The sequence below is a fragment of the Pseudomonas paraglycinae genome (genome assembly GCF_021601625.1).
Lineage (GTDB): Bacteria > Pseudomonadota > Gammaproteobacteria > Pseudomonadales > Pseudomonadaceae > Aquipseudomonas > Aquipseudomonas paraglycinae.
Map to the genome: position 1 here is coordinate 246,786 of NZ_BQHR01000009.1, position 21,542 is coordinate 268,327.

General features: G+C 59.6%; 10 protein-coding genes. 5 read left to right on the forward strand and 5 right to left on the reverse strand.

What is annotated here, in order from left to right:
* Positions 1-390: 390 nt before the first annotated feature.
* The 5 genes from L6D82_RS15905 to L6D82_RS15930 all read left to right on the forward strand — a co-directional run bounded on the left by L6D82_RS15905 (position 391) and on the right by L6D82_RS15930 (position 15,548).
* Complete coding sequence (locus L6D82_RS15905) at positions 391-13,455, forward strand: hemagglutinin repeat-containing protein (RefSeq protein WP_236190328.1); 13,065 nt, start codon at positions 391-393, stop codon at positions 13,453-13,455.
* Positions 13,452-13,925 (forward strand): hypothetical protein, encoded by a 474-nt coding sequence (locus tag L6D82_RS15910; protein WP_236190330.1) that lies wholly within the window; start codon positions 13,452-13,454, stop codon positions 13,923-13,925. Before L6D82_RS15905 ends, L6D82_RS15910 begins: the two co-directional genes overlap by 4 nt.
* 389 nt (positions 13,926-14,314) lie before the next feature.
* Positions 14,315-14,515, forward strand: coding sequence for a DUF596 domain-containing protein (locus L6D82_RS28695; protein WP_373870908.1), 201 nt, complete (start codon positions 14,315-14,317; stop codon positions 14,513-14,515).
* Between the two features lie 38 nt (positions 14,516-14,553).
* Positions 14,554-14,967 (forward strand): hypothetical protein, encoded by a 414-nt coding sequence (locus L6D82_RS15925; protein ID WP_236190336.1) that lies wholly within the window; start codon positions 14,554-14,556, stop codon positions 14,965-14,967.
* Positions 14,964-15,548: a hypothetical protein gene (locus L6D82_RS15930; protein ID WP_236190338.1), complete on the forward strand. Its 585-nt coding sequence runs from the start codon at positions 14,964-14,966 to the stop codon at positions 15,546-15,548. Before L6D82_RS15925 ends, L6D82_RS15930 begins: the two co-directional genes overlap by 4 nt.
* 111 nt (positions 15,549-15,659) lie before the next feature.
* On the opposite strand, the gene L6D82_RS15935 is transcribed toward L6D82_RS15930, so the two are convergent.
* The 5 genes from L6D82_RS15935 to L6D82_RS15955 are packed head-to-tail and all read right to left on the reverse strand — an operon-like array spanning position 15,660 to position 21,540.
* On the reverse strand, positions 15,660-17,300 hold the full coding sequence (locus L6D82_RS15935) for a BatD family protein (RefSeq protein WP_236190348.1): 1,641 nt from the start codon (positions 17,298-17,300) through the stop codon (positions 15,660-15,662).
* A complete protein-coding gene (locus L6D82_RS15940; protein WP_236190350.1) occupies positions 17,297-19,033 on the reverse strand; it encodes a tetratricopeptide repeat protein in 1,737 nt (578 codons plus the stop codon). Before L6D82_RS15940 ends, L6D82_RS15935 begins: the two co-directional genes overlap by 4 nt.
* Positions 19,030-20,109 (reverse strand): vWA domain-containing protein, encoded by a 1,080-nt coding sequence (locus L6D82_RS15945; RefSeq protein ID WP_236190352.1) that lies wholly within the window; start codon positions 20,107-20,109, stop codon positions 19,030-19,032. Before L6D82_RS15945 ends, L6D82_RS15940 begins: the two co-directional genes overlap by 4 nt.
* Positions 20,102-20,599 carry a DUF4381 domain-containing protein gene (locus L6D82_RS15950; RefSeq protein WP_236190353.1) on the reverse strand — a complete coding sequence of 166 codons (498 nt, stop codon included), beginning with the start codon at positions 20,597-20,599 and terminating at the stop codon, positions 20,102-20,104. The genes L6D82_RS15945 and L6D82_RS15950 overlap by 8 nt, the downstream gene beginning before the upstream one ends.
* Positions 20,596-21,540: a DUF58 domain-containing protein gene (locus L6D82_RS15955; protein WP_236190363.1), complete on the reverse strand. Its 945-nt coding sequence runs from the start codon at positions 21,538-21,540 to the stop codon at positions 20,596-20,598. Before L6D82_RS15955 ends, L6D82_RS15950 begins: the two co-directional genes overlap by 4 nt.
* Between the last annotated feature and the right edge of the window lie 2 nt (positions 21,541-21,542).

A 21,542-nucleotide genomic window follows, 5' to 3' on the forward strand; every position in this document is an offset into this window, starting at 1 on the left:
GATGGCCACCGGGATGAGAGGGGCGGCGAAAGAGGGGAGAGTTTACAGATTATTGCGCCAGGAGGCGCTGACCCTGCCCGGGGACGTCAGTTGAAGGGTATTTGACGGCATGATGACCGTTCGTCGGCAACGCCGGGTCGTCGCATCCAATAATTGACGCCAAAATAGTGGCCATCTAATATCGCGCCATTAATTTGATATCAGTGTGCCGCTACGAGGGAACGAACAGGCGTTCATGGCTTTTGCCGTGATCGTCCGGGCAACGCTTGATCGCCTTGCGCAACTTTAGCCCTATCCGATTTTGCTCTGACGGGCGCCATCCGCAACCCCGTCGGGATCGTCGCGCCTGCCTTCAAATCGCCCATCCTGCCTGTGCATTGAGACCTTTACATGGACGTTCGTCAGTTCTCCTTTCTCGCTCGCCTGCCATCTGCCGCCGTAAAAAGCCGTGATCAGTTCTGCGGTATGCCCAAGCGAGGACTGGCGTTTTTGCTGGCCAACGTCATGTTCTGGCAACCGATGTGGGCACAGGCCGACGGCATTGTGGTGGCCAACCCTGGCACTACGCTCGACCGCGCCGGCAACGGCGTGCAGATCATCAACATCGCCACGCCCAACGGGGCGGGTCTGTCGCACAACCAGTTTCATGACTACAACGTCAGCGCGCAGGGCGTCATCCTCAACAACGGTTCCAACCAGGCTTCGTCCACTCAATTGGGCGGCTACATCATTGATAACCCGCACCTGAAAAACAGTGGTTCGGCACAGGCGATCCTCAACGAAGTCATCGGTGGCAGCTCGAGCCAGTTGCGCGGTTACACCGAAGTGGCGGGGCAGTCGGCGCGGGTGATCGTCGCCAACCCGTACGGCATCAGTTGCAACGGTTGCGGTTTCATCAACACACCACGCGTCACCCTTACCACCGGCAAACCGGTGCTGGATGGCAGCGGTCGCCTCGACCGTTTCCAGGTCGATCAGGGCAGCGTCGCCATCGAGGGCGCGGGGCTTAACGCAACCAATGTCGACCGCTTCGAAATCATCACCCGCTCGGCGAAGATCAACGCCGAGATCCAGGCGAAAAACCTGACCATCGTTGCCGGGCGCAACGACGTCAACGCCAACAACCTCAACGCCACGGCCCGCGCTGACGACGGCAGCGCCAAACCGCAACTGGCCATTGACTCTTCGGCGCTGGGCGGGATGTACGCCGGTGCGATCAAACTGGTCGGCACCGAAGCCGGGGTCGGGGTGAAACTCGACGGCAAACTGATCGCCAGCGGCGGTGACATCCAGCTCGACGCCAACGGCCAGCTCAGCCTGGCCGAAACCTCGGCCACCGGCGCGGTCAACGTCAAGGCCGCCAGCCTGGAGACCCGCTCGGCGGTCTACGCCGGCACCTCGCTGAACGTACAGACTCAGGGCGATCTGACCAACCGACAGACTCTCGCGGCGCGGGACAGCATCAGCCTCAGTGCGGGCGGTCAGTTGACCAACGCCGGGGCCATTGAAGCCGGGGTCAATGCTGATGGCAGTCGCAATGCCAATGGTGATCTGAGCCTGAGCGCGCAAAACATCGACAACCGTGGCAAAGGTCTGGTCGCGAGCCGCAACCTGACGGTTAACGCCGCACAGACTTTGAATAACCAGAGCGGCACACTCAGCGGCCAGAACACCCGTGTTACCGCCGGCTCGCTGGACAACCGCAACGTCGGCCGCGTGCTCGGCAGCGCCTCCCTGAACCTCAACGCCGGTCAGGTGCTCAACACCCAGGGCGTGATCAACAGCGCGGGCAACCTGACCGGCACGGTCGGGCAGCTCATCAATCGCAACGGCGAACTGAGCAGCCAGGCCGACACCGTGTTGACGGTCACATCGCTGGATAACGTCGCCGGCCTGATGATGGCCGGGCGGATGCTGGACATTACGGCGTCGGGAGCGATCAACAACACCACCGGCAAACTCGGTGGCAAGACTGCCCTGAACGTGCGCGCGCAAAGTCTCGACAACAGCCAGCAAGGCCAGTTGATCAGCGAAGGCACGCTGACCACCCGCATCAGCGGCCAGCTGAACAACCAGAGCAAGGGCCTGATTCAGGCGAACGGTGCCATGGACGTGCAGGCCACTCGCCTGGACAACCGCGCCGGCAAGATTTCCGGCCTCGACAGCCTGACGGTCAGCAGTGCCAACACGGATAACCGTGGCGGTGTGATTCGTTCGGACAAGGCGCTGAAAGCGCTGGTCGACGAACTGGACAACCGCGACAAGGGCCGGCTCGAAAGCAAAGCGGCACTGACTTTTGAAGGCCGCACGCTGGACAACCGCAATGGCGGCCTGCTGACCTCGACCGGGCTGATGACGCTCAAGGCCGGCGAAGTGAACAACGCTGCCGGGCGAATTTCCGGCAAGGCCGATATCGACGCCAACATCGACACCCTGAACCAGCAGGGCGGTGAACTGGTCGCCGAAGGCAATTTGCTGCTCACCGGCAAAAACCTCGACAACCGCCAGGACGGCCTGGTTGGCTCGCTGAAAAACCTGACCGTGAATGTCGAGCAGATCGACAACCGCGGCGGTTCGTTGTCCAGCCAGCAAGCGCTGTTGGTCAACGGTGCGCGTCTGGATAACAGCGAAGGCGGCAAGGTGTTGTCCGACACCACGCTGGGCCTGAAGGTCGCGCAGATCATCAACGCCACCAACGGCCTGATTTTCAGCAAGGGTGCGAGCACGCTCAGTGGCATTGGTTTGAGCAACGTCGGCGGGCGGATCGTCAGCCAAGCGGATCTGCAACTGACCTTCGATGAAGCCATGGACAACCAGGGCGGTCTGGTCAGCAGCGAAGGACGGCTGACCCTCAAGGCCGGCAGCCTCGACAATCGTCTGGGCAAACTGTCGAGCCTTGAGGCGATGGCATTGACCTCGACCGGCGCAGTGCTGAACCAGGGCGGTCTGATCGCCTCGCAAAAAGGCCTGGTGTTCAACAGCGGAAGCCTCGACAACAGCGACCAGGGCATCATCAGCGCCAAGGCCGATTCGACGCTGACCACCGGTGAATTCAAGAACCGTCATGAAGGCAGCCTGGCCACCGACGGCTCCCTGCAGCTGAAAGCCGCCCACCTGGACAACTCCGGCGGGCGCATCGGCAGCCAGCAGCAACTCGACGTGTCGGTCACTTCGCTGGAGCAGGATGGCGGCGAGCTGTTCAGCAACGCTGACCTGACGCTGGACATGAACCATGGCTTGTTGAACAACCAGCGCGGCAACCTGCATACGCCGGGTCAGCTGCTGCTGAAAAACCTCGCCGAGGTGAACAACAGCGCAGGTGAAATTTCCGGTGCGAATGCCTGGAGCCTGAATGCGCAAAGCCTGAACAACGACGGCGGCAAGTTGCTGAGCAACCAGAAGCTGACGCTGGTTGTCGATCAGGCCTTGAGCAACATCAAGGGCCTGATTGCCTCTGCCGGCCTCGACAGCCGCAGTGCCAGCCTGGACAACACCGGTGGCGAAATCCGTGGGCGCGGCGAGGTCGACCTGACCGTGACCGACCTGTTCGACAACCAGGCCGGCGTAGTCATCGCCGACGATGGCCTGCGCGTCACGGCCGCCCGTCTGGACAACCGTCAGGAAGGTCTGGTGGGGTCCACAAAAGCGCTGACACTCACCGTTGACCGCGTCGACAACCGCAGCGGTGAACTGTCGAGCAAGGCCGGTGTGAGCCTGATTGGCGCCTGGCTCGACAACAGCGACAGCGGCTACATCGCTGCCGGCGGCAATCTGGCGCTGACGGTGGGCCAGGTCATCAACCACAACAAGGGCCTGATGAGCGGCGACAGCGGTCTCACACTGACCGGGCAGACGCTGGAAAACAACGGTCGTCTGAGCAGCGGCAAAGACCTGGCGATCACCCTGTCATCGGACCTGAACAACAATCAGGGCAGCCTGATCAGCGAAGGCGCACTGGCGATCAATGCCCAAAGCCTGAGCAACAACGGCGGCACGCTCTCCAGCGCCAAAAACCTCACGGTCGACACCCGAGGCGCCGTCAGCAACCAGGGCGGCAAACTGCTCACCGACACCGCGCTGACGATCAACAGCAGTGCGCTGGATAACCAGCAAAAGGGTGTCATCAGCAGCAAGACCGGCCTGAACATCAACACCGGTGACCTCAACAACAGTCAGGGCAGCATTTACTCGGCCGATCGACTGGAGTTGAACGCAGATCAAGTGACCAATACTGGCGGCAGCATCGGCGCGGCCAATGCTCTGGTGGCCAACCTCAAGGGGCTCGATCAGCAGAGCGGCAAGCTGTTCAGTACCGGCAACCTGAGTCTTGATCTGAAAGGCGGTGCGCTGAACAACCAGGACGGCTTCATCACGGCACCGGGCCAATTGCTGCTGAAAAACCTCGGTGAGGTGAACAACCGGGGCGGCGAGATTTCGAGCGAACAGGCCTTCGACCTGATCGCCACGTCGCTGGACAACAGCGGCGGCCAGGTGCTGAGCAACCAGAAACTGACCCTGACCATCGACAAGGCCCTGACCTCGATCAAGGGCAAGATCGCCGCCGCAGCATTGCAGATCCGGGCGGCGAGCCTGGACAACAGCGATGGCGGCGTGTTGCTGAGCGACAGCGATCTCGAGGTGACCGTCGACGGCCTCTTGAGCAACCGCAACAAAGGCAGCATCAAGGCGGCGCAACAATTGACGCTTAACAGCACCGGTCTGGATAACCACGGCGGCACGCTGGTGGGCATTGCCGGCCTGGCCATTGACCTGGGCACTACCGCTCAAGACCTGAATAACCAGGACGGCATGATCAGCAGCACAGGCCTGCTGAGCATTGCCCACCTGCGTGACCTCAATAACCATAACGGCGTGATCAACAGCAAGGGCGTGCTGAGCATCGCCACGCTGCGTGCCCTGAACAATCAGAAAGGTGAAATCTCCAGCGTCAACAGTTTCAGCCTCACCGGCAACAGCCTGGACAACCGGGGCGGCAACCTGATCAGCAACGATCAACTGACCCTCACCGCGCCCGAGCTGAAAAACCAGGGCGGTCTGATCTCTGGCTGGAAGGGCGTGACCGTCACTGGCGGCACTCTCGACAACAGTCAGGAAGGCAGCGTCTCCAGCCTGCTCGGCAACCTGAACATCGACCTCAGCGGTGCGTTGATCAACCACAGCAACGGCGGGCTGGGCGGCATCGGCGAGGTGACCATCAAGGCCACCCGCCTGGACAACACCAGTGGCACCGTCACCAGTGGTGGCAAACAGACCCTGACCATCACCGGCGGCACGATCAGCAACGGCGCCGGCGGTTTGATCGAAAGCGGCGACACCCTCGATGTTCGCGCGGCCACCCTGAACAACGCCGGTGGCCGGATCACGGCCAGCAAAGCGCTGACCTTCACCGGTACGCAACTGGACAACAGCGGCGGCAGCCTGGTCGGCAAGGGCAGCGTCACCCTCGACCTGCTGGGTGCCCTGACCAACGTCAACGGCGCCCTCGGCAGCACCGGGCCGCTGGTGATCAAGCGCTCGGCCAGCGTCGACAACCGCGGTGGCCAGTTGATCAGCCAGAGCCTGCTCGACCTGTTGACCAACGGTGATCTGAACAACAGCGCGGGCGGCACGATTTCGGCCAACGGCCAACTCGACCTCAAGGCCGACGGCACCCTGCACAACAACGGCGACGGCCTGATCTCCAGCCGCGATGGCGCCGCCAACCTGACCGCCGCCGCGCTGAACAACGGCAAGGGCGCGGTGCAGAGTTTCACCGCCATGACCGTGAACACCGGCACCGGGGCCATCGACAACCAGGGCGGTAAACTCATCGCCCAGACCGGTGACCTGAACATCACCGCCGCCAGCCTCGACAGTCGGGGTGGGGTGCTGTCCAGCCTCAAGGGCTTGCTGCAAACCCGTCTGACCGGTGTGTTGCGCAACGGCCAGGGCGGCAAGATCGAAGGCAGTCGCCTCGACTTGCGCGCCCTCGGCGGCATCTATAGCGACGGCGGCCGCATCGCTGCCAACACCGGCGACATCCTGCTGAATGCCGGCGCCAATGCGCTCGACAACAGCGGTGGCGGCATCTACGCCAAAGGCCAGGTAAAAGTCAGCGCCGGCTCGATGAACAACAATGCCGGCCAGGTCAGCGGCAGCGTTATCGACCTCGGTGCGGGCACGAGTTTGACCAACCGTGGTGGTCTGATCGAAAGCGCCGGCACCCTGGCTGTGCGTGCCACCAACCTCGACAACCAGGGCGGCAAACTGCGCGCCCTCGGAACCAGCGGCAAGACTGACTTCCAGATCGGCAGCCAGTTCGACAACCGCAATGGTCTGGTGGAAACCGCCAACACTCATTTCACTCTGGCAGCGCCGAGTTTCCTTAACGCCGGTGGGTCGGTCACTCACGTGGGCGTGGGCGAGTTCGACATCTCCACCGCCAACGTGATGAACGCCGGCGGCTCGCTGGTGACTCGCGGCGGCTTGACCCTCAACGCCGACAGCTGGACCAACAGCAGCGTGATTCAGGCCGGGCGCCTGACGCTCAACGTCAACAACTTCACGCTAACGGCCAGCGGCCAGGTGCTGGCCTCGAACCAGCTCACCGGGCGCGGGGTGAACTGGTACAACGACGGGTTGATTGCCAGTGATGGCGGCATGGATATCCAGTTGGGTGGTAGCTACGGCGGGAATGGCCGGATCAGTAGCGTTGGCACTATGGGCCTCACCGCTTCGCAGATAGATGTGACTGCCGCGGCGAGCATCACCGGCGCCTCTGAGTCCACGATCACCAGTCGCGGCAGCCTGACCAACCTCGGGCGCCTCACCTCGGCTGATCGACTGACTGTCAATGCCGATTCTCTGGTCAACAACGGCACTCTTGGTGGCGGTGGAAAGCTGCGGATCAACAGCAATTCCCTGCTGAACCAGAACGGGCTGATCTTCAGCGGCGATGACATGGCGTTGCGGGTCGGTACGTTGACCAACCGTTATGCCGACATCTACGGCATCGGCAACATCAGCATCGCCCGGGACGACAGCAATGGCTGGAGTTCCTCGATCAACAACATTTCCGGGACCATCGAGAGCACTGGTGACCTGAGCCTGGCGGCGGATCACATCGAGAACCGCAAGGATGTGTTTGAGGTGGCTGCCGGGGGCGGGTTGATCTCCGGGGCGATTGGTGTTCGCTGCTACAGCTGTACTTCTTTCGGTGAGTTCAGTGAAGGTGAAGGTTCCCCGAGTCATATGGTCTGGGTTGAAAACTACAAGTCAACCATTGTTAAGGACTCGGCTTCGGGCACTTTGACGGCAGGTCGAAACCTGACCGGCAATGGCCGCGAGTTTATAAACAACGCCTCCGTGGTCAGCGCGGGCAGCAACCTGACGCTTAATGTCCAGAACTTTACCAACCAGGGGGCGTCTGTCGGTGAATACACCGTTACCCGTTGGTTCAACGCTCCCAAAGACCCGAGATTCTGGGAAGCAGTCTTGAGTTACAACGCGGCTAACGATCCGGATTACGATTCCGGGGAGCTCGGCTATATCGCGGGGCAAGGTGCATTTGCCAGACCCAACCTGCATGTCTGGAACGTCAATGAGGTTGAATCGTTGACGCGTGTGCGCAGTCGTACGGCGGGTAATGAGGCGGCTCGATATATCGCATTCGGTTCATTCCATCTCGATTATGACGGCAAGTTCTACATTCCAGCGCCCCACTACAATGACGGGGTACGAGTAGAGGCACCTGACGCCGCCAAGAATGCAGCGTATTTCAGGGATACCATCGTTGAACGCAGCCCGACTGCAAACGCCAACGCAGTAGTCCAGGCAGGCGGCACCGTCTACATCAACGCAACAAACAAACTCGACAACGGCGTCGTTCGCAACGGCAATGCATCGGCGGGCGGGGCGTCTCGCCTGGGCTCCACTCAACTGGGTGGCGGGGTGGTCCCGACGGTCATCCGCATCAATTCCCAGCTGCCGCCGGACCTTGCGCAACAACAGGTCAACCCGCTGTCCCTGCCGGGCTTCACTCTGCCAACCGGCGACAACGGTCTGTTCCGTCTCAGCCACAAGGGCGGTAGCGAGCAAGACCTGGTAGCCAATCGCGACTGGACCATCGGCACCATTGCCGCCAGCGCCACCCAGCGTTCGGACGGCATGCCCGCACGGTCGGCGACCGCGTTGCAGTTCGACCAGAACGACCCGGTCTCGAAGAAAAAACGCGATCTGGCCTTGAGCGGCGTTCCCTCGCTGAACCTCAACGACAAGACCGCACAGTTCAACGTAGGCCCGGTGGCCGGCGACGGACCGGTCGGCGTACTGGCGCCCAACCGTGGCCAGGTTTCGTTCGACGTACCGCGCGTACAGGGCCTGCCCGACACCAGCGTGCGCTCCAACCCGCACAAGTACCTGATCGAAACCAACCCGGCGCTGACCAACCTCAAGCAGTTCATGAGCTCGGACTACCTGCTGGGCAAGCTCGGCTACGACCCCGACACCAGCGCCAAACGCCTGGGTGACGGCCTGTTCGAGCAGCGCATGGTGCAGCAGGCCGTGGTCGCCCGCACCGGCCAGCGTTTCATCGACGGCCAGACCTCCGACGAAGCGATGTTCAAGTACCTCATGAACAACGCGGTCGCCAGCAAGGATCAGCTCAATCTGTCCCTCGGCGTGACCCTGACGGCTCAGCAAGTGGCGGCACTGACCCACGACATCGTCTGGCTCGAAGAGCACGAAGTGAACGGCGAAAAAGTCCTGGTGCCAGTGCTGTACCTGGCCCAGGCCAACAACCGCCTGGCGCCGAACGGCGCGCTGATCCAGGGCGGTGACGTGACCCTGATCGCCGGCGGCGACCTGAACAACGCCGGCACCTTGCGTGCCTCCAACAACCTGTCGGCCGAGGCTGGCAACAACCTGACCAACACCGGCCTGATCGAAGCCGGCGAACGCCTGACCCTCAAGGCCGGCAACGACATCATCAACAAGTCCGGCGGCATCATCTCCGGCAAGGATGTCAGCCTGACGGCCACCAACGGCAGCGTGATCAACCAGCGCGATGTGTTCAGCATCGACGGCAACCGTGGCGGCAACCTGTTCCACCGCGATGTACTGGACAACGCCTCACGAATCGAAGCGGCCAATGACCTGACAATCGGCGCTGGCCGGGATATCAACAACATCGGCGGTGTATTGCAAAGCGGCCGTGACATGACCCTCGACGCCGATCGCGACGTCAACATCACCTCGGTGCAGGATCGCAGCACCACGGGGCGTGGCAGTAGCTTCCTCAATCAGACCATTACTCAGCATGGCGCTGAAGTGAAGTCCGGGCGGGATTTGACGATCAGTGCCGATCGTGATGTGGCGATTGTGGGTAGCCGGCTGGATGCCAAGCGGGATCTGAGTGTCAACTCCGGTAATGACATCATCATTACCTCGGCGGCCAATGAAAGTGACTACGTTTCGCGTGGCAAGAGGTTCGCCAACGAAACCCACAGCATCACTCAACAAGCATCCGTACTGAACGCCGGACGTGATATCGCGCTGGACGCGGGCAACGATCTGGGCATCATCGCCAGTCGTATCAAGGCCGAGGAAAACGTCAGCCTGGATGCGGTTCAGGACATCACGGTTGCTTCCGCCAAGGACGAGAGTTCGTCCTACTACTACAAGAAGAAAAAAGGCTCGTTCGGACGTAGCAAGACTACCCAGACCGAGAGTTATGAGAGTGAGAACGTTGCTTCGGTGATTGAAGCCGGGCGCGACCTCACCGTTAATTCGTCCAAGGGCGAAGACGGTGCTGTCAGTCTTGATGGCGGACGCAATGTCACTGTCATCGGCAGTCAGCTGAAGGCCGGTAATGATCTGGTCGTCGGTGCAACCAACGACGTCGCAGTGCTTTCTGCCACCGAAGAATCTGGGTCTTACAGTAAGAAAACCAAGACTGGCGCCTTCGGCATGTCAAAAAGTGGCAGTAGCCACTTGCAGACCTCTGTTACCCAGGTCGGTAGCCAGTTGAGTGCCGGGCATGACGCTGTAGTTCTGGCGGGGCGTGATGTTCGTCTGAATGCCAGTGAAGTTAACGCTGACAACGATGCCGAACTCCATGCCGGTCTCGTAGACAAGGAAGGTGATATCACCCTGTCGTCTGCCGACGACCAAGCCTACAGCCGGGCTGAGGAATACAAGAAAAAACTGGGTATGTCGCTAAAGGACACAATCGGTGTGTTCGCTGGCACACCGGGGCTGGGTGCCGATATCACTGTTGGCTCCTCGCACAACGGCGGGCGCGAGGTTGTTCGCTCCAACAGTGTCGGCAGTCAGGTTAACGCGGGGCGCGATGCAATTCTCGACGCTTCACGCGACATCAATGTCATTGGCAGTGGTATCAGTGCCGAAAACAGCGTATCGCTCGATGCCGGTCGCGATGTCAATGTGGTCGCCTCGATCGACAACCATCGCAGCAACAGCTGGGAGACGGACAAGAGCGTTGGTCTCAAGCAGACCATCGACAGCAACGCCTTCACCACGTTCGTTGGCAGTGAAACCATCCAGCACGGTGTAAACAGTAAAGGCTACACAGCTGCGGGCAGTTCCATCGATGCCGGGATGAACCTCAATGTAACTGCCGGTCGCGACATCAACCAGCAAGGGTCCGATCTGGCAGCCGAAAACAACATTCGCCTCAAGGCGGATCGCGACATCAACATCGATGCCAAGGAAGAGGCTAGCGAAGTCACCATCCGTGACAGCATCAAGCGTAACGGCATCACCGCGACAACAGCCTACAACATCGGCAACACGATGGATGGCCTCAAGGGGACGGGTAAAGGTGAAGACGGGGTCAGCAAAGGTTCAAGCGTATTAAAATCGGTTGATACCCTTGATCAGTTTTTTAGCGGACCGAAATCTGACGGGCATATCGGCGCCTCCAGCGTCAGCTCCAGTAATACACAGAGTTCGGTGACACAGCGGCCATCGACGCTTTCGGCGGGCAATGACATCACACTGGATGCCGGCAACGGTGTCAATGTCAGTGGCAGCCAGTTCAATGCCGGGCGTGACATCAATGTCAAAGGCAAAGACATCACCTTTGATGTCGCGCACGGCTCGCAAGACAGCTCCGGACATTCGACTCAGAGCAAGGGCGGCGTCAAGGGCGGCACCACCGGTGGCTTCAAGCTGGGTGTCGGGGTCAGCAATGCGGGTACCGAGGACAAATCGACTCAGGGGACCTCGACGGCAACCCAATTGAATGCCGGCGGTAGTATTAACCTGGATGCCAAAAATGATCTGACCCTGATCGGCACCCGAGCGATTGCCGCGCGGGACATCTCCCTCAAGGCCGGTAACGATCTGAACATTCTGTCGGCGCAAAACGCCTATGAGAGTTCACATGATCGCCGTAGCTGGGGCGCGGAGGGCGGCATCATCGCCGGCCAGGATGGTTTCGGCGTTTATGGCTCGGCAAATGTCGGCATCGGCGATCTGAACCGCGAAGGCGTGAAGCAGCAGGAAGCGTACCTGTATGCAGGTAACAAGCTGAGCTTCGAAAGCGAGCGTGATACTACGATTGCTGGCGCCACTCTGCGCGGTGATGAAGTTATTGGTGATGTAGGACGTAACCTGACCGTGTCCTCTGTTCCGAACACCGGCAAGGTCGAGGGCAAAGAGTTCGACGCCAGCCTGACTGTCGCGGTCAGCTTCGGTGCAACGGTCAGTGGCTCGCTGGGTTACGGCGAAACCAACGGCAAAACCAATTGGGTCGACAACCAGACGGTTATCAGCGGCAAAAGCAAAGTCGATATCCGTACCGAAAAACATACGCAACTTGATGGCTCGGTGATCACTGCCGATAACGGCAACCTCAAGCTCGACACCGACACCCTCGGCTATCGCAACATCACCGGCAAGGATAACGAGCACGGTTATTACCTCAATGTCAGCGGTAGTTACGGCGGTGGCGGTGGTTCTCAGGCTGACAAGCCGAACAAGGGCATGGAAGGTGAGAGCAAAAATAGCTGGGCCGTGGAGGGTTATAAGTACGACAAGGATCGTCAGCAGACGCTGAACGCTACAGTGGGCGAGGGTCAGATTGTCGTGCGTAACGACAAGGCCTCCGGGCAGGACTCCACGGCGGGTCTCAATCGTGATGTGAACAAAGCGTATGAGATCACCAAGGACGAAGAGCATCGTACTGATCTTTACGTCAGCAGTTCTTCTATCGACTCGGTGAGCCATTCGCTCCAAACACTTGACCGTTGGGACGATAGCATCACTAAGTTCAAGGAGAACATGGTCAAGGAAGCCATGGCAGGTGCCAGTTTCTTGGCCAATCTGAAACAGGCAATCAATGCACAATTAGTCGATATCAGCGAGGTCTCTCCCTCCCTCCGCAAGCAGCTTGGCGATGAGCAAGCACTGGCTATCACCAAGAATTTTGTTCGACAGGGAAAAAATCCTTCAGATATGGACTCCCTCGATCCGGAGGTGCTTGCAGGACTCAAGCGATTCGCGGATCTGGCTGCAGATTACGATAAGGAGATGACGAAGGAAGTTGATGAAGGCAACATCATCATCGAACCAACAAACGACGGCAGTGGGGGAACTAACGTCGTTTATCTTGATGCAGTCAGAATCACAAAGACGGTCATCCCAATGGGACAGGCAGCCCTTGGTGAATTGGGCAAGATGCTGGTGGTTGCTAATTCCTTACCTGTTGAAAAGCGCAATCAGCTAGAGACAGCTGCAATTGCAGCCCAAGCAGTAATGGGGCCGATGAAATTCATGGTGAGCATGGTTACAAATGCCCTGATTAATTTTGCTGCAGGCAAGCAGGTTGAAGAGTTGAAAGATGGTGCAGCTATTAACTTGGCCGCCTTCTTTACCGAAACGCCAGAGGACAGCTTGAGAGAGAGCAACAAACATGCAAAGGATGAGCATCGGAAAGGCAACATCAAGTACCCTCTAGACGGTAACAACTACGTCGTTGCTGCGCGTTTCCTGGTAGATGCGGCCTTGGGGGAGTTCAAGTCGCTCGGTGTAAAAGTGGGCGGCAGAGTGCTCTCAATGACGAACAAAGGTTCGGCCGGCGGTGGTTCGCCTCATACTCCACCGCCATTCCCCCCTCCGAGAAATGCTGCCAATCTGATTGGAGGACCCTTGGAACATGCTACGCAGGTCAGCGGAAGGTTCAGCTTGTTGGGGCCTAAGGGGGCGACTCTCTATCGTGCTGACAACCGAGGGAATATCACCAGTTATGCTGTATATGATGCGGAAGGCATGATCATCAAGCGAGTAGATGTTACTGGCGCTCCTCACGCAGGGGTACCGACTCCTCACGTCATTGAGTATGGTAGGAATACGTTACCTGACGGATCAGTCAGAGTTCAGTCACCATCCACCAAAGCGCCTCCTAGAAGCGTAACTCCGGAAGAAATACCATGAATGGGATCTACTCAATTCCACCTGTCACAGACGCTGTCAAGTATGAGACTTGGAAAAATCAGTGGGCTCAACAACAAGGTCTGGATATATTTTCTTATATCAGTGATCAATGCCACCCTGAGCAGATGTTGTTGTTTTCAAAGGTGCTTTTTCCTGATTTTTTGACATGCGAGGGAGGAGTATTTCTGGAGCGTAATTTTGCTTCAGAAACCTTCGCTGCGCGTATGGCTGAAATGCATGATATTCGGAAAGTAGAGCAGGTTATGAATAACGTGCATGTTTATGAACTTTTTGAACAGTGCGCAGATGATGTGTCGGACAGCATTTTTTTGCAGTTGCGCAACGTATTGGCGTTTTCATGGGGGATGGTGTTGAAAGAGAAGTTCCCTGAAAAAAAATTCTTTGTTGAAGTGTCAGATTCGGAAAGTAACTACGGTCCCGTGATTACGTTTTTTCAGGTGGATAGATAAAGAAGGGGGCGTATTAAAAAGTGACACCACAAAAGCACCACAAAAGGGGACAGATTTATTTGATTAAATAAATCTGTCCCATTTGTATATTTAGAGAGGTGTATGTGATTTGCCCACGATGTCAGCAGGACGACGTTCTCAGAGCGATGATAAAAGCGAATAAATCGATTATTTTTATTTGCCCTGAGTGCGAAGCGACGTGGTTCTCGATCGACTAAATAAAGTTTCCCGGATTTGTGGATTACATGACTTATATGAGCAGTATTGGTCTGTCCCATTTGTGGGATGAGTTGGAAATTATTTCGGAGAAAATATATGAGTAAAGGGGGGCGAGTAAAAGGGGGGGCAGATTTATTTGATTAAATAAGTCTGTCCCCTTTTTTGATCTGATGCTTGAGGGACACGTAAAACTCGCGCTGGATGGAAAATTTCTCACGGGTGGAATTGATGAGCAAATTGATCTTATCAAGCTCGCGTGGCCTGCTTGCCCCGGGGGCGATGATCTTGATGGTGTTGGACTCTGGTTTTTGACCACGGCTCCCGCTGGCGTAGTATGGATTACGACTGACGGTCAGCAAGTGTGGACATGATTCGTCCGGTTTAAGCGGTGATGGTTTGGAGGGAGAGAATGTCGACTACACGTTTGCCTGATGAACTTTTTGAAGAGTTTTTACAGTTGCTGATCTCTTCGGGTCTGCTCTCGGCCGAATTCTTGGAGATGGCATTGTCTGATCTGGGCGGCGCGCAGGGCGTTGTGGAAAACGCCTACTATATTTCAGCGTATGAACTTTTAGGGAGTGCATTGGTGTCTGCCCATTCATTCCAAAGTCTTTTGATTTTCTTTAAGGATCTTCAACGTTGCCTGGGTGAAGGGGCGGAACAGCGTTATTACTTTGTAGAATCCATAGTCGACTGTTCTTCAGCCCGAGGAGACAATGTTGCCGCTCTCATCGAGGCAGCGCCTTCAAGTTATAGGATTTACTTGCATAAAAAATTTCCGCAAAAAAATGAAGGTGGATTCTTAAAAGAGTTCGGGGAATGATATTGAATCAAGCAGTTTGTGATGATCTCTGGGAAGGCGAAAAAAGTATTGGTTTTTTTGTATGTTGCGGTAGCTGTTTCTGGGTTGTTGATGAGAAATATAATTTCTGCCTTGATGCGGAAAAAGATTATCGCGCCTACCTGGAAAGCGGGGATATAACTCAAGAGCAGTATGAGCTGGCGTGCAAGAATTTTCGAGGAGGGGTGTTGAGGTTGACTGCAGAGAACTTTCCGCAGTATCTCAAGGCTTCAGAAGGAAAGGTTCTCTCTCCACTGGAACTGGATGCCCTGTTTGAACCCGACGGGAAGCTATTTGAACGAATAGAGCAGCATTATTTATCGGGCGAAGCGCTGAGTGTTGACGAATTCAAGTTGGCTAATATTTTTGTTTCGCGGCTTCCTAAGTTCTATGTGAACTTTGACAGAAAAATATACATGCATATGGACTATGGCCGCTGTCACGAAGAATCCGCATACCCTGGCTGGATTGCTCAGTGCGTTGATTTCAATTTCCTGATTCCCGATAGAGAACGATATTGGGTAAAAGAGGGGAGTGATTATTGGAAACTCAGGTTTCTATAAAATCAAGGAAGGCGGCGGGGTGGGCAGATCTCGAGTTTATTCATTTATAAACTGCTTAGTCCTTGCAAGGGGCTTTCAAACGCAACCCCCGACGCAATGTTTATCGCGATCCTACTTCGGATAAAGCGGCGGCAACCCACTATCCCCAACCGGATCCTGCACCCGCTCCGCCGTCGGAATCGTCCGGATCGCCCGCCACAGATCCTCACCCTGCCAGTGCTGCCCGGTCTCGCTGTACAGCGCTCCGTTCAAACCATCGAGCGCATCCGACAGCGGCACAAACCGCGCCGCCATATCCGCCAGGGTTTCCGGTTGCTGACGGGCCCAGGCGTCGAGGGCCTGGCGGGTGGCGTGGGGGTCGTTGGCCTGGCTGGCACGTTTGATGTCGTCGAGCAGGGTGCGCGGGCTTGGGCCGGTTTGCGCGGCGCGCAGGATCGCCGGTTGCCAGCGGGCACGCCACCAGAGGCCGAAGCCGAGCAGGGTGGTGCAGGCGAAAACGAAGGTGCTGAGTTTCCACCACCACAAGGCTTCGCTGTCGGCGGCGCTTAGCGGTTGCGCGCTGCCGGCCGGGGTGTCGACTTGCAGGCTCGGGTTGTTCGCCACCTGCAGGGTGCGCGCCGGCAGGCTGGTGTGTTCCAGGTGATCTTCGAAGGTGTTCCACCAGACCACGTCTACCGTTGGCAACTCGATCGAGCCGCTGCGGCTCGGCACCAGCGCTTCGCGCTCTTCACGGCTGCCGATCAGGCCGCGGTCGCTGCTCTGGTTGTTCAGCACCGGTTGATCCGGGTAGCGGCGCAGGCCGTTGGCTTCGGTGGCGGGCAGGGCGGGCAGTTGCGAACTGGCCAGGCCTTCGACCTTGAGGGTCAGGCTGCGGGTCAGGGAGTCGCCGACTTGCGTGTGTTCCGGCTCCGGGTTCCAGCTTTCGCTCAGGCTCAGGCTGCGGGCCGGCAGCCAAGGCGCATCGCTGGGGTAGGTCATCGGTTTGGGTTTGACCGTCAGCGACGTGGCGCTGGAGCTGACGCGCATCAGTTTGCCCGGCTTCGGCCCCTGCGCCGTGGCGTCCTGCGAGGGTTGGGTATCGACCAGTGTGGCGCTGAAGGTCTGCGGGGCGATGCTCAGCAAACCGCTGTGCTGCGGATAGATCGCATAGCGCATCTCGATCACGCCATGGCGCACACCGTTGATGTCTTTTTCGTAGGTGCGCATTTCGCCCAGTTGCTCGATACGCGCGTCGGCAATCTGCAACGGCGTCAGGCTGCTGTCGTCGTACAGCGACACCGAATGGTAGATACGCAGTGTCAGGATGGCCTGGGCCTGCACGTAGACGCTGGTCTGGTCGAGGCTGGCTTCGATGAACACTGGTTCGCGGGCGTTGTTCTCCTCACGGGTGTCGCTCTCGATCACCTGCACGGTGATCGGCTGACTCTCGACTTCGCCCAATTTCAGCGGCGGGATTTCAACGCTGCCGTTCTGCTTGGGTAGCAACGTGATGATCCAGCGAGTGGTGGCGCGGTTGTCACCGTTGAGCGTGTTCAACTGGTTGACCTGACGCGTGCCGCGCACTTCGAACAACGGCTCCAGCGGGCTCAGGTCCGGTTTGCCGAACTGCGTGACATCGTTGGATTCGAGGGTGAGTTCGACCGTCTCGCCGGAGTTCAGGCGACTGCGATCCACACTGGCCGTCAGCTCGGCCGCCTGGGCGGTGGCCGTGCAGATCAGCAGGGGCAGCAAGAGAGCGGTGAAACGGGTCATCGAATGTTTTCCTGATCCTGATGTTGTTGCTGTTCGTACCAGAATTTGCGTCGCAGCAGTTCGCCCGGATCATCCGGGATCTTGCCCAGCCACTGTTCCAGCGCCTGCTGTTGCTCGCCTTCGAGGGTGTCCTCATTGGGGCGCAGCAGCGGCGCAGTGTTCTGTTCCTCGCCCGGTTCGCTGTCCGGCAACTCGTTGGCACCCGGCAGCGGCGGGGTGGTCGGTGGCGGTTCGCTGGCGGACTCACCGGTTTGCGGTTCGCTCTGGGTTTCGCTTTTGACCGCTGGCGGCGGAGCGGTCGTTGGCGGTGGTTCATCGCCCGGTAGGTTTGGCTGCGCCGGTTTGTCTTGCGGTTCGGCCGGCGGCGGGGCGTTTTTCTGTTTCAGCAGGTTTTCCACCAGCGCCTTGTTGGTCAGTGCCGGACGCAGATCCGGCTGACGTTCCAGGGCCTGCTCGTAGGCGTCCAGCGCCGCTTCCAGCTCGCCGCTTCTGGCCAGGGCATTGCCACGATTGTAGTGGGCGTGGGCGTCGTTGCCCTCGGCGAAACGCTGAGCGGCGCCACTGTAGTCGCCGGCCTCGTACAACGCCACTCCTTGCCATTGCGGATCTTCGAAATGCTTCGCCGCCTCGGCCGGGCGCTTCTGTTTGAGCAGATGCAGGCCTTGCTGATCGGGACGCAGCCACAGGTCTTCGAAGTCGAAGGCATAGCTCGGTTGCGGCAACGCGAGCAGCAACGGCAGGCAGAACAGCCAGCCACGCCGCCCTGCGCACGCGGCGAGCAACAACAGCGGCAACAGCAGCCAGTAACCCTGATCGGCCCAGGTGTCGAGGCGCACGGTCTGGCCATCGTCGCGCAGGCTGCGCGGGCCATCGAGCAGGCCGAGGTCGCCCAGATCGGATTCATCCAGCCGTGCGCTGCGGTACTCGCCGCCGACTGCGTTGAGGAAGGCACCGAGGCCCGGGCTGTCGAGTTGCGGCACCCGGATCGCGCCTTGTTCATCCTTGAGGAAACTGCCGTCCTCCTGAGCAATCGGCGCGCCCTCGGCGGTGCCGACACCAAGCATCAACAATTGCGCCGATTGGCCGCTCAGCGCATGACGAATGCCTTGGCGCTCCTCTTCCGACAGCGAAGAGCCAATCAGCAGAATCCGCCCCTGACCCAACGCGCCCTGCTTGAGCAGCGCCAGCGCCTTGCTCACTGCCAGATCGGCGCGATGGCCGCTTTCCGGCATCAGCGAAGGCTTGAGCGCGTCGAGCAGATTGCGACTGGTCGCCAGGTCATCCGACAACGGCACCAGCGTATGGGCGCTGCCGGCGTAAACGACGATAGCGGTCTGCGCATCGCTGCGCACCTGCAACAGGTCGAACAGCTTGCGCCGGGCCTGTTCCAGTCGCGTTGGCGGCGAGTCGGTGGCGAGCATTTCCGGGGTCAGTTCCAGCACCACTACCAACGGGTCGGCGGGTTTCTGGCTGGTCTGTTCGACCCGTTCCCAGCTCGGTCCGAGCAACGCCAGGATCGTCAGCAGCCAGGCCACGCTCAGGGCGACCCACGGCAATTTGCTGTCGCGACCGCTGCCACCACTGAGCAGCGTGGCGTGGAAGGCCGGCGGCAGAATCATCTGCCAGCGACCCGCGCGTTTCTGCCGGTGCCAGAGCTGCCAGATCAGCCAGCCGAGCACCGGCAGCAGCAACAGCCACCAGGGGCGGAACCAGTGCGGCCAGAGGGCGATCATCGGCGCCTCCGCAAACGCAGGCGCTTGAGGCGCTCGCGCCAGTCAGGCAGAGGGCTTTGCAGATACAGCTCCTTGGTGAACAGCCGTTGCAGCGGGTTGTCCGGCCACAGCACACGGGCCACCAGCAAAATGCTCAGCAGCAGCGCGAACGCCAGCGGCCACTGATACAACGCCTGCGCCGGTCGGGCCTGGGTCGGTTGCTGAGTCACGGGTTCGAGCTGATCGAGGGTGTCCTTGATCGCTTGCAGTTGCTGGCCGTCGCGGGCGCGGAAGTATTGGCCGCCGGTGACCTCGGCGATGGCCTTGAGCGCCGGTTCGTCGAGATCGAGGGTCGGGTTGCCGCCGAGCAACGCCGTGGCGCCGCTTTCTTCGGGATCGGCGCCGATGCCGATCGGATAGATTTTCACGCCTTCGCTGGCGGCCAGTTTTGCGGCGGTCAGCGGGTCGATTTCGCCGCCATTGTTCGCGCCGTCGGTGACCAGAATCAGCACCCGACTCTGGGCCGGGCGCATGCGCAGGCGCTTCAGGGCCAGGCCGATGGCGTCGCCAATCGCGGTGTTCTTGCCGGCGATGCCGATCCGCGCTTCGTCGAGCCACACGCGCACGGTGCGTCGGTCAAACGTCAGCGGCGCTTGCAGGTAGGCCTGGCTGCCGAACAGGATCAGGCCGACGCGGTCGCCATCGCGGCTTTCCAGGAAATCACCGAGCAAATGCTGAACCAGCGACAGGCGACTGACGTCTTCGTCGTTCCATTGCATGTCCGGGAAATCCATCGAGCCGGACACGTCCACCGCCACCAGCAGATCACGACCGCTGGCGGCAATCGGCAGCGGTTCGCCGAGCCATTGCGGGCGGGCGGCGGCGATCAGCAGAAACAGCCACAGCAGTATGAACGGCGCTTGCTGGCGCCACGCTGGCAGGTTGGCCCGGGCGCGGCGGCGGGCGAGGCCTTCCAGGTCACCCAGGAAACTCACTTTCAGCGCCGGTTCGCCGCTGTCGGCCACCGGCAGCACGAGGCGCATCAGCCACGGCAGCGGCAACAGCAGAAAGATCCATGGCCAGGCGAACTCAAACATGTTTGCGGATCCAGGTGTCGACTGCCTGGGTCAGGCCGGCGATGGCTTTGTCGTCGAGTTTGCACTCGGGTTTGTAGGCGCCTTCGACGAGCACCATCCAGCGGGTCAGGCCGGCAGCGGGGCAACGGTTGTCGAGAAACGCCAGCCATTTGCGGCCGTTGAGGGTGTGGCTCTGGCTGTAGGGATAGTGGTTGCGGCACAGGCGCTTGAGCAAGCCGTTGAGCTGCTGCAGCCAGGCCCCGGCCGGGGCGCCGTCATAGGGTTTGGGCATCTGCGCCAGTTCGGCGAGTGCGGCGATGCGCACCGGATCGAGCGGCAGTTCGGCGCGCATGACCGGTTTTTTCTTGATCGGAATGAAACGCCGCAGCCGCCAGATCGCGAAACCGATTACCGGCAACAGTAAAAGCAGCAGCCACCAGCCCGGTGCCGGCGGCCAGAAGGCAATCGGTGGCGGGGAGATAAGCGGTTGCAGTTGTTCGAGGCCGTTCATCGACCTTTCCCCGGACGTTGCGGGTTAAGGAACTCGCGCATCTGTTCGACCATTTCGCTCTGGGTGCTCAGCGGCATCAACAGCACGCGCAGCTTCTGCGCGAGCAATTCCCAACGGGCGATCCGCGCTTCGGCCTGGGCGCGGTAGGTCTGGCGCAGGTCGAAGTTGAGGGTGTCGAGTTCCAGTTTCGCGCCGCGTTCGGCGAATCTCAGCAGGCCGGCGGCGGGCAGGGCGTGGTCCAGCGGATCGGACAGCGGCAGCATCAACAGGTCGCAATGGCGCGACAGCAGGCTCAATTGCTGCTCGGCGCTGTCGGACAGTGCGCGCTCGTCGCAGATCACGATCACCAGACTGCCCGGTCGCAGCACTTCACGGGCCCGACGCAACGCTACGCCAAACGCGTCGCGGTCCGGCTCCCGCTCGCTGTGCAGCGACTGGTTGACCTTCACCAGCCGGTTGAGCAATTGCAACAGGCTCTGCTTGCTGCGCCGTGGTTTGATTTCGTAATGCTCGTTGTCGCCGAACACCAGCCCGCCCACCCGATCGTTGTGACCCAGCGCAGCCCAGCCGATCAGCGCCGCAGCCTGCGCCGCAAGCACCGATTTGAACATCAGCCCGGAGCCGAAAAACAGCCGCGTGCTTTGCTCGACCATGATGAAAATCGGCCGTTCGCGTTCTTCATGGAACAGTTTGGTGTGCGGTTCCTGCGTCCGCGCCGTCACGCGCCAGTCGATGGTGCGCACGTCGTCGCCGGCCTGATAGACCCGAACCTGATCGAAGTCGACGCCGCGACCACGGAATTTCGAGTGATGCAGGCCGATCAGCGGGCTGCGCTGGCTCGGCGTCGAAAACAGCTGCACTTCGCGCACGCGGTGACGCATCTCGATCAGCTCGGCGAGGCTGATGCGGATGCCCGGTTCGGACGGCAGGGAGGCGTTCATCG

Bases quoted from the DNA above. Each gene is read 5' to 3' on its own strand.
- L6D82_RS15935 (WP_236190348.1), bottom strand. From the start codon at position 17,300: ATGACCCGTTTCACCGCTCTCTTGCTGCCCCTGCTGATCTGCACGGCC.
- L6D82_RS15905 (WP_236190328.1), top strand. From the start codon at position 391: ATGGACGTTCGTCAGTTCTCCTTTCTCGCTCGCCTGCCATCTGCCGCC.
- L6D82_RS15910 (WP_236190330.1), top strand. From the start codon at position 13,452: ATGAATGGGATCTACTCAATTCCACCTGTCACAGACGCTGTCAAGTAT.
- L6D82_RS15955 (WP_236190363.1), bottom strand. From the start codon at position 21,540: ATGAACGCCTCCCTGCCGTCCGAACCGGGCATCCGCATCAGCCTCGCC.
- L6D82_RS15940 (WP_236190350.1), bottom strand. From the start codon at position 19,033: ATGATCGCCCTCTGGCCGCACTGGTTCCGCCCCTGGTGGCTGTTGCTG.
- L6D82_RS28695 (WP_373870908.1), top strand. From the start codon at position 14,315: ATGCTTGAGGGACACGTAAAACTCGCGCTGGATGGAAAATTTCTCACG.
- L6D82_RS15925 (WP_236190336.1), top strand. From the start codon at position 14,554: ATGTCGACTACACGTTTGCCTGATGAACTTTTTGAAGAGTTTTTACAG.
- L6D82_RS15930 (WP_236190338.1), top strand. From the start codon at position 14,964: ATGATATTGAATCAAGCAGTTTGTGATGATCTCTGGGAAGGCGAAAAA.
- L6D82_RS15945 (WP_236190352.1), bottom strand. From the start codon at position 20,109: ATGTTTGAGTTCGCCTGGCCATGGATCTTTCTGCTGTTGCCGCTGCCG.
- L6D82_RS15950 (WP_236190353.1), bottom strand. From the start codon at position 20,599: ATGAACGGCCTCGAACAACTGCAACCGCTTATCTCCCCGCCACCGATT.